Below are 14,089 nucleotides of genomic sequence, written 5' to 3'. Positions count from 1 at the left end.
TAGTTTATTTTTAAACAACATTAGCCCTCTTAAGCAAGGATTTTATAATTAAAACACTATCTTAAGAGGGTTAATACTGATTATGTAAATACATATGATATTTATTTTTTTTCAGGCGATATATTTATATTTAATATAGTGTTTTGAGGTTTTTGTCCTGCTACACTCATAATATAGTCAATATATATACTTCCCCCATTATCATCTATATTTATATCTAATTTCTTAGTGTTTATATTTATCTCTAAAGTACCATAAGGAGTACTATACATAGACATATTTTTCTTATTTAGTGCAAAGTCCATTTTTGTACTAGTACTTCCCATTCTTATTAGTGAAAAATTTTTTTCACTTATTTTAAGAGTAGTAGTAGTACCTTCCATTCCAGATATAGCAGTTTCTTCATAAACAGCATAATAATTCCTATCTTTTTTATAAAAGTTTCCTGGTGTAACCACTTCTATTGAATCATTTTTTTCTTTTGCCTCTGGAACAGAACTTAAAACATGGATAAGTGCTTTCTTTTTCATAGCTTACATTCCTTTTCTTTATATTATAAATTTTTTTAAATAATCATCAGAAGCTGGCTTTACTTCTATTATATTATTTAAATTAGTATTGACTTTACCATACTTAACCTTTATCTCATCTTCATCTTTACCTTTGCTATATCGCCCTGTTATTTCCGCTGCTAATTTTATATCATCTTCATTAGGTTCTCCTATTATTACCACAGTAGAACCATTATAATCACAAGATAAAAACATATAGTCTTTTGAACTTAAGTAATTTTTAATAACATCTCCTTCTTCTTTAGTTCTAGTAGATATTATTTTACAATTCTCTGATATTCTAAAATGTCTTCCGTATTTTAATAATTCAAGTTCTCTTTCTTCAGGAGTTTCTTTATGTTTTAGTAAATCCTTTAATCTTTTTGCATAATTAGGCTCTGTAAGTTTACATCCGCCTGCTGGTGAAGGGTACTCTTTTATACCCCATTTTTCTGCTAAATCCATTTGAACCTTTCTACTTCTACCAGATATATCTAAAAGTTTTTCTCTGTCTACGAGATTTTGTAACTCCATTTCTGTAGGTGGTAAAATCTTGGCACATAACGGTCTTAATATTTTTTGTTCATATCCTGATTCTTTTTTTACTACATTTAAAGCTGCTTTATTTTGTGACATAGGCCTCTGATTTAAAACCTCTCCTGTTATTATAAAGTCTGCATTAAATTTTTCTAAAAGTTCTCCTGAATATTTCATCATCATAGAATGACAATCAATACATGGATTCATATTTTTCCCATAACCATGTTTAGGATTTTTAACCATTTCTAAATGTTTCTTTGAAAAATCCACTACTTCTAAAGGTATATCAATCTGTTTAGTCATTCTCTCTGCATTTTTTTCATTAAAAAAATATGATCTAAAACATATTCCTATTACTTCTATTCCTTGATCTTTTATAAGTTTAGCAGCTAATGTACTATCTAAGCCACCTGATATCATAGCTAAAGCTCTTGTCATTAAACTCACCCTTCTTTTCATATTACTTACTTTTCAATAATTATTATTATAATACAAATAAAGAGTGAATACACTATTATTCACTCTTTATTTGTATTATATCATATTGTTAATTCACCATTTGGGGTATCTAGTATTTGTAATATCCTCTCTTCATACCCTGTATTGGCATTTATAAATATTTTAAATTTATCATTTTTATAAGTTCCAGAAAATTCATAGCACAAAACTTCTGTATTAGCCTCTGTCGGAATAATGCTTAATCTAACATTAGTAATATTTAAATTTTTTCCAACTCTCTTTTCTGCGTCCTTTTCACTAACCTTTATATTTTTATTAATATTCCTATCATGATGAGATATTAAATATTTTTCTGATTCTACTCCTATTATTTCCCCTTTATCTAAAGCTATTTTTAACTTTACTTGATCTGGGTACACTATTACATCATTCTGTTTGTATACATAATTTATTACAGCTACATTATCATAATTTAAAGTATATGTAGGTACCATATTAGAAATTTTAAGTTTTTTAAGATAATCATTTCCTATATTTATAGCTCTTTTTTTATCTATTTTAGGTTGACCTACTCCTCTAGAATCTATTAAATATACTAGTTTTCCACCATGCTTGCTAATTTCACATGTAACATTATCTTTTTTACCTTCCCTACCTTTAATATTAACTATAAATCTATAGGTTGCTATATTAGTTTTTCCTTCATTTGTATCTAATTTAATAGATTCTACTTTATCGTTTCCTATTATATTTTTAGCCATTTTCTTTGCTTCATTTTCATTAATCTTTTTTTCACTATTTATTTTAGGAGTTATTTCTAAAGTGTTATCTGAAAAAGGTCCATCATAAATTAACGCAGGATACTGCATAACCTGTTTTTGTATATTATTAAATTGACCTTTAATTGAATTTGGATTTTCTTTAGCTAATACTCCACTTACTTTCTTTCTTATATCTCCCCATCTAACTCTACCTTCATTAACATCCATAACAACGTTATTTAATTGATTTTCTAACTGAAGTGATTCTTTTTTTAATCTTTCTATATTGTCATAATCATCTTTTGACAAATTATTATTTTTAACTATTGACTTTGCTAAACTGTTAGAAAAATCTCCCACTTGGGATAAAAATTTACTAGTATTTGTTATTGTGTTTTGGTCTATAGGTAATGAATGTAATTTGTCATTGGCCATAGATGAATATTTAAATATTTCTTCAAATGTAACTATTTCCTGCTCTCTTGAACCTATAATAGGTGCTTTAGATAAATTAACTCTTATGTTTTGTACAGAAGTTATTAGTTCATGTAAATTTTTACTATATTCACCTTGAAGATAATTTCTATAATCATTTCTTTCTAAAGTCATTAAAATAGCAAATGTACTTGAAAAAACAACTATCAATGTTACAGTTAAAGTATATAGTATTCTTTTAGTACTTTTTTTCATATATCCTAACCTCCCAACATTTCTTACTTTATTATCTGTATTTATAGTTGGGGTTATTCATTAATTGATAAAATTTATTTGAATATATAACTATAATTTATAGGTTTCTTATTTTTAATTCTATGTTATTATAGACTATACGATCTAATTTTTGTAAAATATTTAAGTATTTATTTTATATTTATAATATATAATATATTTAATATACTTCTTAATACTTCTTAACATTTTATATTCTCATATTAAAAAATCCTTAAAACTTATTTAAATACATTTATAATTATATATTTATCCTATATAATGTTAATGTATAACCCATACACTAAATTTTATTTCTACAATCATATTTTATTTATTACATAATAAATTAGAGGGTGACTAAATGAAAATTCTAATATTATCTGTTTCTGCTGGAGGTGGCCATAGTCATGCAGCAGAAGCATTAAAATCTTATATAAAATTAAATAATAATGAAGCCGAAATCACTATAATAGATACATTAAAGTATATAAACCCTTTAATAGATAAAGTTATTATAGGTAGCTATTTGAAAACATTAAAAGTAACTCCTTCTTTATTTGGGAAATTATATGACCATTCAGAGGATGATGAAGGCTTAGCCACAGTTATAAGTTCTAATCTGAGCAAAATTATGAACTACAAACTTTCTCATTTAATAGATGAATTTGACCCAGATGTTATAATATGTACTCATCCTTTCCCAGCTGAAATGATATCTATTATGAAAGATAAGGACAAATTAAATATACCTTCTCTAACTATACTTACTGATTATGCTCCTCATAGTTTTTGGATTCAAGAGCATACGGATGCTTATGTAGTATCTAATTCAGATATGATTGATGAGATGGTAGCCAGAGATGTTCCTAAAAATAAAATTTTTGATTTTGGTATACCTGTTAGCCCAAGTTTTTTAAACAAATATGATAAAGAAAAAACCTTAAAAGAATTAGACCTAAATATTAATATTCCTACTTTTTTAATAATGGGCGGAAGTTTAGGTATAGGTAAAATATCTGACCTTTATAGCGAATTAATAAAAATAGAACAAAATATACAAATTATTATAATAACAGGTAATAATAAAAAACTATATAGCCAATTAAGTAAATTAAAAGAAGATTCTGATAAGGAAACTAGAATCATAGGCTTTACTAATGAAGTAAATAAATATATGCAATGTTGTGATTTGCTTTTAACTAAACCTGGTGGTCTTACTATTACAGAAGCATTAGTTTCAAATATACCAATGGCTATTTTTTCGCCTATACCAGGTCAAGAAGAAAAAAATGCAGAATTTTTATTAAGACATAATTTAGCTATAAGTATAGACTCTATAGAAGATACAAAAAATATAATAAGTGATTTATTAAAATCTGAATCATCATTAAAAACTATGAGTTTAAATTGTAACAAATTCGCCAAGCCAAATTCTGGAAATGATATTTATAACTTATTAAAATTTTTAATGAATATCAAGATAAATGACTCTGCTAAAAATAAAATGTATGTATCTAACCATATAATTAGTAATAAAAATAAAAATTTGTTTAAATCTATAGAAAAATATTTTATAAAAACAGCTGAAAAATTTTTATTATAAAAAAACTCTGTATTATTTTCAAATACAGAGTTTTTTTTATTTTTTTAATTTATTAATCTCTTCTACAACTTTAAACTTTATTTCATAAGAATTTTTTGAATTATTAATAGACTTCAACTCTTCTTCTTTTAATACTTTTTTCATTTTTTGTTCTGTTTCCTTTGTTGATACTTCTCCTTTTGTTACATCAACAAAACATAATGGTGGAAACATAACACACCACCAATTTTGCCCCTGACCATTGCCTATAACGATTTTATAGGCTTCATATTGCCCTTGTGGCAAGGTTATATTCCCATAGGTTTTTATAGGAAATTGCTCTTGTCTTAAATAAGTATTAACTGAATATTTATATCCATTTTTATTTATGATATTTTCTGCTATTTTTTTTATCTCTTTATCATTTTCTTTTAATATTTTTCTTGACTCATCTATGCTATTACTTTTGTCTAATTTTGGCATCATATATTTTATTATTTCATCTTTAACTTTAAGTTTCAAACTTTGATCTTCTATACTATCACTATTTGCTAAGACATGAAACCTTATTATTTTATTTGAAATATTTTTTTGTTCACTGCTTGTACTCCCATAAACTAAATTAAAAGAATTAAAGCCAATAAAAAATATAACTATAATACTTAACATAAAAACTAATATTCTTTTCATATATATTCCCCCCATTGATCTTATTTATTAGTTATTATTACCAAATATTATAGTTATATTCAATTTTAAAAAATTATTTTATTGCTCCTATTCTTCTAACTTTTGTATCTACAGTAACATTTATATCTAAACTTTTATATAAATCATTCCAATTACCTTTTATTTTTTTCCACAGCTTAGGATGATACTTATGAACATATTCCCCTAAATCTAAGATATCTGTATTATACTCACTTTGAGATACCCTTATAACTTCATTTATTTCTTGTGTTATAGCTTTATTTAAATCCTCTTCTATTTTATTTATATCCCCTTTAGAAGATATTTGTTTATCAATATTATATCCTTTAATTTGGCCTTCTAAATTTAATTTTATATCAAAGCTCAAATTTTCTTTATCCTTTAACTTAATTTTTCTTTCACTGTTTTCTATGGAATAGTCTAAAGGGCTTCCATCTCTTATTATAGTTCTAGTTCCACCTTTAAATTTTTTATTTATAAGTTGTATATTATTAGATTGCTCTGTACTTATATATCCTTTTATCTTATTATTTTTTATTACAGCAACTTTTGATATTTTAAGATCCTTATTTTTTTTATCTATATTAATAACAGGTATCAAAGCTGTATTATTTTGGCTAGTCTCTTCTAAAAATTCATTTAATGTAAGTGGAAAAGCCGTATTATTTTTTTCATTATTTTCTAACATACCTATTATATAATTTTCTATACTTTTTTCCATATTAGGTTTAAAACGTAATATTTCTTCACTTTTATCTTCTGAAAAAACTATATAAATCATTCTATTTATAGCGGGTTGTCTTTGTATATAATCTATTACTTCTTTAAAAGTATTGCTATAATCCAAAATACTTGTATTTAAAACCATAAGTTTTAAGTGTCCAAAACTTAAATTTCTACTACTTTTATTTACAATTTTATCCATACTATCCTGCATTGAATATGCATCTACTGACATAGTATTATCTGCTGCTGTTCCTCCCTTTTCAGGTCCTAATTTACTTATATCCGGAAAAGCATAGGTTACTCTTATTTTGTCAAACTTACTTCCTGTAAAAGATGCAGCAGGACTTATTTTCTCTAGCTGCTTTTCTTTTCCTATATCCTTTCCCGCATCCACTCCTAGAACGGAAACAAATGCTTTTTTATCTATTTCTACCTTATCCCAGCATCCTGTCATACATATAGTTGATAATATAAGCATTATAACTAAATACTTTTTTGATTTCATAATATAACAACTCCTAAATATATATTTATGCTTATACTTACTTTTAATATTTACCCTTTCTTTTACTTAATTTAAACTTACTTATTGCAAATAAAATTATAGGAATAACCACTATATTTATAATAAACAATATAGACATTAAACTTTTTTCTACACTCATTACTTCAGCTACATTCTCAGGATATAGTGCAATAATATATATAAATGGCACTATAAGTAAAGAAGATATTTTTATATCTTCTATATGTAATATATCTTTTAATACATCTGCTGAAAAATAATAAGTGTTAGTAAATGTAGTAAAGAAAAACAACACCCACACAGCCATAATTATACCTTCCCATCTTTCAACAAATGTGCCAGGTATATCTATAGACTTTATCATTGTTATTCCTGGCCAAAGCATTACTTTTACCTGTTCTGTTGAAAACATAATTATAGATAAAATTACTATAAAAATATAAAAAACACCTATAAAAAATAAACTATTAAACAATACTTTGGGAGTTTTATTCTTTTTTTTCATAAAGGGTAATAACAGAAATATAATTTCTATTCCTTTAAATCTATTTATAGTAGTCCATGTAGCTTTTATATAATTAGTAGGTTTATTTTCAAATACAGGTAATAAATTGGTAAAATCCCCTTGATAAAATGCAAAGATTAGTATAAATATAACTGGAATAAAGCTAACCCAGAAGGCTACTTCATTAAATTTAACAAGAGTATCAACCTCTCCTCTTATAAGATAACTAGCTACAATTATACTAACAATAATCAAAAATTCTGTAGGAGTCTTCTCTAATAAGTATAATTTAATTTCCTCTATGAAAACCCTTAATCCATTAGATATATATATAATGTTATACATAATAAAACTTAAGGCTATAAGTTTTCCTAAAACTGCTCCAAAATTATTACTTACTATTTCATAGAATTCATTATAATTATTAAATTTTATTATTAAATACATAATATATATTAAAAAAAAGCTAATTAAAGCGCTTATGATTATTACTATCCATCCATCATTTCCAACTATATTTGAAAGATCACTAGCATAAGAAAATACACTTATACCAATAACACTAGTTACAATGGTAGCAAATAAACTATAAGATGTTACAAAGTTCTCATCCCTCACCATTAATTCCTCCAAATCTATTTTATCTTTGTCTTATTTTATCTCTAGTTTTCATATAATCTGGTCTTTTCTTAAAAGACCTTATAGGGGCTCTTATATACATATCTTTGAAATCACTAATGCTTGGATTAACAATAGGTGATAAATAAGGTATTCCAAAACTTTTTAATCTTACTAAATGTATCAACACTACTATTAAACCTAAAACCACTCCATATAACCCTAAGAATGATGCTGCTATAATTAATAAAAATCTAATTATCCTGAACGAAGAACTTACATCATAGCTTGGGGCTGTAAAGTTTGTTATAGTAGTTATAGAAACAATAATTATCATGATAGGACTTACAATACCTGCTGATACTGCTGCCTGACCTATTATAAGTCCTCCAACAATACCTATAGTAGACCCTACAGGTTTTGGTAATCTAACTATAGATTCCATTAATAATGCTAAGCTAAGTTCCATTATTATAGCTTCCATATAAGCGGGAAAAGGAACTCCTTCTCTAGATGCAGCTATAAAATAAGCTAACTTGGTTGGTATAATAGCACTATGATAGGAAGTTACAGCTACATACATAGCCGGTAATATCATACTAATAATCATTGAAAATAATCTTATTATTCGTATTATTGATGAATGTATCCATCTTTGATAGTAATCGTCAGGGGACTGAAACAAACTTGGTAAAGTAGTAGGGACTATAATAGCAAAGGGTGAATTATCAACTAAAATAGCTACTCTTCCTTCATATAAAGCTGAAGCTACCACATCTGGTCTCTCTGTACTTTTAGTGGTTGGAAAAAGGGACCATTTATTATCCTCTATGAAATGTTCTACATATCCGCTTCCGAATATAGCATCAATTTTTATTTTTTCTAATCTATGATATAAATTATTTAAAACATCCTGATTTACAATATCTTCTATGTACATAATGGTCACATCGGTTTTAGATCTTACTCCTAATTTTTTAGACTCTATTTTCAATCTAGTATCTCTTATTCTCCTTCTAACCAATGCAGTATTAAATCTTATAGTTTCTGTAAACCCATCTCTACTTCCTTTTATTGCTGTTTCTGACTGTGGTTCTCCAATCCCCCTAACAGGCCAAAGTCTTGTAGCTATTACATAAGCCTTATCAATGCCATCTATTAATAGTAAAGTCTCTCCTGATAACACTAAATCTATGACTTTGCTTAATTTTTCTTGTTCTGATAAGTCTGTTACTGTTAAAATCTTATTTTTAATGTTATCTATGCTATTCAGTTTATGTGCTTCTAACATAAGCGATTCTAAAACATAATCATTTAACAAATTTTTATCCGCCATACCATCTATGTACACTATAAAAGCTTTTGTATTTCCTATTAAAAATTCTCTAAAAACCATATCAGAACTACCTTCTAGTAATTCTTTTATATATTTTATATTTTTGTCTATATTTTTATATATTTCATCCTTAACCATTTCCTTCATTGTTTACACTCCCTTTAGAACTAACCTTGAAAATAATAGATTTTAATAAATATACTCTTTTAAAACAATGTTTTTTGCAGAATATATAATATTAAACTTATAGTTATAATAAAAATACCAATATATCTAGCTTGCTTATAACTTTTAATCATATTTGAGTTTTTAAAAGAAGGAGCATCTATAAATATAGTAATACCCCCTTGAATTAATACTAAAGCTATAAAATAGTTATCAAATATACCTATTATTCTTCCCATAAAATCCTCCAATAAATTTAAAATTAGTTCTAAAGTATTTTTTCCTTCATAACTTTAATTTATTCATTTAAGCAAAAATTTTAATTTTATACATAAATAGTAAAATAACAAAAAGGCCATAGAAATACTTCTTAAAACATATCTCTATGGTCCTTTGGCTATTATATTGTTCTTGTTATAAATACTTCTTTATACCTTTCTTTCATATTATCATAACATATTTGAGCCTTTAACATATCATCAAATAATCCAAATACACTGGGTCCGCTACCACTCATCATGCTTCCTAATGCTCCTAACTCTATAAAATTACTTTTTATAGAATTTAATGTCTTATATTTTTTTAATGTAACATTTTCTAAGACATTCTTCATATTTCTAGCTACAGATTTTAAATCAGTTTCTTCTATTGATTCTATTAATTTTGTGGTATTAGGATGAATATATATCTTTTCTACTTTTAAATTATTATATACCTCTTTTGTAGATACCCCAAAATTAGGCTTAACTAATACTAATATCTGATTTCTAAAATTTTTTATAGGCGTTATTTTTTCTCCTATACCTTCGCAAAGGGCGGTTCCACCTTCTATGCAAAAAGGTACATCTGCTCCTATATTTAAAGATATTTCTTTCAATTCTTCATTACTTATATTTGGTTTAAATATATCCCTCATTGTTTTCAGAACTGTAGCTGCATCTGTGCTTCCTCCTGCCAATCCTGCTGCTACTGGTATATTTTTAGTTATATTTATTCTAACTCCTGACTCTATATTGTATCTATCTAAAAATAGTTCTGCTGCTTTATATGCCAAATTTCTCCTATCTTTAGGTATATACTCTCTATCACAATCTATTATTATACCTTTTTTAATTTTTTTTATTTCTATTAAGTCATATAAATCTATAGTTTGCATTAACATCTTTAAAAGGTGATATCCGTCTTCTCTTTTTCCTATTACATCTAAGGATAAATTTATTTTAGCATAAGCTTTTGATAACATTTCATTCCTCCCCAAAAATATATTATAAAATATATAATACATCAAAAAAATTAAAGCTACAATCATGATATTCATAAATTGTAGCTTTAATCCTATGCTAAAGCTGTTTCACTTTTTGTTAGCTTGCCTTTTTTTATTTTATTCTTTACAATATTTGCTGCTGGTTCAAATTCTTCAAAAAACATTATGACCAAGTCTCCTGGCTCAGAGAATTCTATAGCCTTTTTAAGAGCTTCTTCCTCATCTAATATTATATCTAACTTAGAATTTTTAAATCCCATTTCTAAAATTCCTTTTTTTAACAAACCTGCTATTTCCCCATGTTCTCTTCCTCTTTTGTCTCTATCTTCCTTTACATAGATATAATCAAAATTTTCTCCACAGATATTACCTACTTTTAACGTACTACTATTGGTTCTATCTCCAGGAACTCCTATAACTCCTATTATTCTTTTATGGTCAATTTTTTTAACACTTTCTAAAACCACTTTATATCCTTCAATGTTGTGTCCATAATCTAATATTACATTTGTTCCATGTACATTATACATATTAAATCTACCAGGATTTTGTTCTTCATTAGTAAAACTTTCTAGGCCTTCTCTAATAGTATTTATATCTAATCCTAATGCTATTAATGCTGCTATAGATGCCATTATGTTTTCTATATTATAAGTTAATTTTCCTCCTAATGTTATAGGAGCTTTATTAACATTTATTATTTCTTTATTTTCATTTAAATTCTGTAAATATATAATATTTTCTTCCAAATATACTATTAAATTTTTATTATTTAAATATTTAGATACAATAGGATTATTTTTATTTTTAGTAAATAATATAATTTTACTTGTCATCCTATCTATAATATTTAAACTAGCTTTATCATCGGCATTTATTACTACATATCCATCTTTTTTAACAGCTTCTCCTACTAATGATTTAACATAAGCCATATCCTCTAAAGTATTTATGCCTCCCAATCCTAAATGATCCTCTGTAATATTGGTTATTACACCTACATCCGCTAAATCGTAAGGTAAACCTGCTTTGATTAATCCACCTCTTGCTAGTTCTAAAACAGCTACTTCTACCTCTTTATTGGTTAATACAGTCCTAGCACTATAATATCCGGTAGTATCTCCTTTATCTATACATTTATTATTTATATAGATGCCACCAGTGGTTGTCATTCCTACCTTTTTACCTAAAAGACTTAAAGTATGAGCTATTAATCTAGTAGTTGTAGTTTTCCCATTAGTTCCTGTAATAGATATAATAGGTATGGTCCCATTGTCTTCCTTAAACATCATATCTACTATGGCCTTTGCTACATTTCTACTTTCTCCTTTATAAGGATATTGATGCATTCTTATACCAGGTGCTGCATTTACTTCCATTATACCTTCATTATCATTAAGTGGCTGGCTTATATCACTACAGCATATATCTATTCCACATATGTTTAATCCTATAGCTTTAGCAACTCTCTCACAAACTTCTTTTGTTTCATTGCATATTAAATCAGTACAATCTATAGCTACTCCTCCAGTAGATAAATTAGCATTATGCCTTAGTTCCAATTTATATCCCTTAGGAAGTATATACCCTAAAGTATATCCTTCTTTATTTATATTATTTTTAAGGTCTTTATCTATTTTTACTTTAGTTAATGGTTTTTCATGTCCATAGCCTCTTCTTTCATCCCTATTCAATTCCTTTATCAATTCATAAATACTATCTTTACCATTACCTATTATGTATGGTGGAATTCGTTGTGCTACAGCCACCACCTTTCCATCTACAACGCATGCCCTGTAATCTTTACCATTGATATATTTCTCTATCATTATATCTTGAAATTTTTTATTTATTATGCTGTAAGCATTTACTAGATCCTTTTGGTTTTTTATATTTACTACTACACCCTTACCCTGGTTACCAAAACGTGGTTTTAAAACTACTGGGTAGCCTAGTTTTTCTGCTTTAAATAATAAATCAATGTAATTTTTCACTTTATATCCTTCAGCAACAGGTATACACTGATCTATCAATATATTTTTAGATAGTAATTTGTCACAAGCTATATCCACAGATACAGCACTAGTGCTATTACATATGGTTGCCTCTATAGTTTTTCCCTTTATGCCATATCCCAATTGAAACATACTATCTTCCCCTATTTTTGTAACAGGAATACTTCTCTTTTTAGCTTCTTGTATTATGGCTGAAGTGCTAGGTCCAAGCTCCTCTGCCTTTAATAAACATATTAATTCTTTTGTTTTAATTTTCATATTATATTTTTTTCCATTGATTATATTATTAATTAGATTTACGGCTATTTTTCCACACTCAATAGCCATATTTTTATATTTATATTGATAAATTATATAATATTTTTCTTCTTGTATTTCTCTTGCTTTACCGTAACTTACATCTATACCAATTCTATTTTGTAATGCTATTATTACGTGTTCACATATATGAGATAAGTAAGTTCCTTCATAAAGTCTTTCTACAAAACCACCTTTTCTACCTACACAACAGCAATGCTCTCTTAATTCTGGAACATAATTTAAAAGAGTCTCGTTAAAGCCTTCTATTTCTTTACTAGATATATTACTATATCCTTCTAAATCTACATTCATTCTTATACATTTTTTATGAGAATAAATATTTCGTCCCTCAAATACTCTTATATCTTCTATTTTCATGTTGTAATATTTCCTCCTCTTTTCCAAAAACATCTATGCTTTGTTATATAGGCCTTCTATAATTCAAATCAAACTTATCTCTATTTTTAAGTACATGTAATTTAACATCAAATATAGATAGTATTTCGTCTGGGTATTGTTCTGAAACATTTGTACCACTTATCTCTGTTCCATCTATTATATATACTGCTCCAGAGCCAATTACTTTAAACTGCCCCTCTGGATTAACAATAATAGCTGTGTCCTCGTCTATACCTATTCCTAACCATTGAGGATTTTCTGCAATGCCCGTTAAAAGTCTTCCTATTCTTCCTCTTTGAGCAAAATGTTGATCTATTATTACTCCTTTTATAAGTGATAATCCTGGTGCCATTTTTAATGTACACTTTCTTGGTGATTCATCATCCAGTCCAGAAACTATCATAGTATCACTCATGACTGAGGCTCCTGCTGAGGTTCCCACAAACATACAGCCTTCTTTATAGGCTCTTTCTAATGCTCTGTAAAGGGGTGTTCCTCCTAATAAACTTGTTATTCTTAATTGGTCTCCTCCAGTAAAGAATATAAGAGATGCATTCTTAATTAAATTTATATTTCCTTCATAATGAGTATCTTTTCTATTGTTTATATTTAATGTTTTTACATTTTTTACACCTAAATTTTTAAATATATTTGTGTACTCTTCTCCTAGTTCCTCTGGAAGTTCAGATGCTACAGTAGCTATTAATAGCTCTTCTTTATCTTTATCTATTTTTTTGCATACTTCTTTTAATATATCTTTGCCGTCTTTTTTATCTTCAGCTCCTCCTATGATTATGAGGTTACCTTGTATTTTTTTTTGCAAAATACATACCCCTTCCTTTTATATATATTTTTTATTTTTTCCATATAAACTATTTTTATGCACAAAAATACCCTATATAACAATACTTATAATATTA

The 14,089-nt window shown here is 26.7% G+C and carries 12 protein-coding genes; 1 reads left to right on the top strand and 11 read right to left on the bottom strand.

The features are described from left to right. Positions 1–101: 101 nt before the first annotated feature. From ACYUDJ_RS03725 to ypeB, 3 genes are all read right to left on the bottom strand, one after another. The gene (locus ACYUDJ_RS03725; RefSeq protein WP_003487897.1) at positions 102–530 is read right to left on the bottom strand and encodes a YwiB family protein; all 429 of its coding nucleotides are present in this window, start codon (positions 528–530) and stop codon (positions 102–104) included. 18 nt (positions 531–548) lie between these two features. Continuing rightward, entirely contained in the window at positions 549–1,529 is a 981-nt protein-coding gene (locus ACYUDJ_RS03720) for a DUF814 domain-containing protein (protein WP_042385950.1), read from the bottom strand. Between the two features lie 101 nt (positions 1,530–1,630). Continuing rightward, a complete protein-coding gene (gene ypeB / locus ACYUDJ_RS03715; protein WP_003487901.1) occupies positions 1,631–3,001 on the bottom strand; it encodes a germination protein YpeB in 1,371 nt (456 codons plus the stop codon). Positions 3,002–3,383: 382 nt separating this feature from the next. On the opposite strand from ypeB, the gene ACYUDJ_RS03710 reads away from it, so the two are divergent. After that, positions 3,384–4,625 carry an MGDG synthase family glycosyltransferase gene (locus ACYUDJ_RS03710; RefSeq protein ID WP_003487905.1) on the top strand — a complete coding sequence of 414 codons (1,242 nt, stop codon included), beginning with the start codon at positions 3,384–3,386 and terminating at the stop codon, positions 4,623–4,625. A 36-nt stretch (positions 4,626–4,661) separates the two neighbouring features. Here the strand turns inward: ACYUDJ_RS03710 and spoIIR are convergent, their stop codons facing one another. The 8 genes from spoIIR to ACYUDJ_RS03670 all read right to left on the bottom strand — a co-directional run bounded on the left by spoIIR (position 4,662) and on the right by ACYUDJ_RS03670 (position 13,992). Next, positions 4,662–5,294 (bottom strand): stage II sporulation protein R, encoded by a 633-nt coding sequence (spoIIR, locus tag ACYUDJ_RS03705; protein ID WP_042385953.1) that lies wholly within the window; start codon positions 5,292–5,294, stop codon positions 4,662–4,664. Positions 5,295–5,367: 73 nt separating this feature from the next. After that, positions 5,368–6,546: a Ger(x)C family spore germination protein gene (locus ACYUDJ_RS03700; RefSeq protein WP_045515707.1), complete on the bottom strand. Its 1,179-nt coding sequence runs from the start codon at positions 6,544–6,546 to the stop codon at positions 5,368–5,370. Positions 6,547–6,589: 43 nt separating this feature from the next. Further along, positions 6,590–7,693: a GerAB/ArcD/ProY family transporter gene (locus ACYUDJ_RS03695; protein ID WP_043030913.1), complete on the bottom strand. Its 1,104-nt coding sequence runs from the start codon at positions 7,691–7,693 to the stop codon at positions 6,590–6,592. Between the two features lie 19 nt (positions 7,694–7,712). After that, positions 7,713–9,173: a spore germination protein gene (locus ACYUDJ_RS03690; RefSeq protein WP_043030911.1), complete on the bottom strand. Its 1,461-nt coding sequence runs from the start codon at positions 9,171–9,173 to the stop codon at positions 7,713–7,715. Positions 9,174–9,232: 59 nt separating this feature from the next. Beyond that, the gene (locus ACYUDJ_RS03685) at positions 9,233–9,430 is read right to left on the bottom strand and encodes a CLC_0170 family protein (RefSeq protein WP_003487916.1); all 198 of its coding nucleotides are present in this window, start codon (positions 9,428–9,430) and stop codon (positions 9,233–9,235) included. Positions 9,431–9,591: 161 nt separating this feature from the next. Beyond that, positions 9,592–10,434: a 4-(cytidine 5'-diphospho)-2-C-methyl-D-erythritol kinase gene (gene ispE, locus ACYUDJ_RS03680; protein ID WP_042385957.1), complete on the bottom strand. Its 843-nt coding sequence runs from the start codon at positions 10,432–10,434 to the stop codon at positions 9,592–9,594. A 92-nt stretch (positions 10,435–10,526) separates the two neighbouring features. Beyond that, positions 10,527–13,148, bottom strand: a complete 2,622-nt coding sequence (gene cphA, locus ACYUDJ_RS03675; protein ID WP_003487920.1) for a cyanophycin synthetase — start codon at positions 13,146–13,148, stop codon at positions 10,527–10,529. Positions 13,149–13,191: 43 nt separating this feature from the next. Beyond that, positions 13,192–13,992: a cyanophycinase gene (locus tag ACYUDJ_RS03670; RefSeq protein WP_003487922.1), complete on the bottom strand. Its 801-nt coding sequence runs from the start codon at positions 13,990–13,992 to the stop codon at positions 13,192–13,194. Positions 13,993–14,089: the final 97 nt, after the last annotated feature.

The sequence above is a fragment of the Clostridium sp. CTA-6 genome (assembly GCF_054768115.1).
This window is presented reverse-complemented; position numbering and strand designations above follow the sequence as displayed.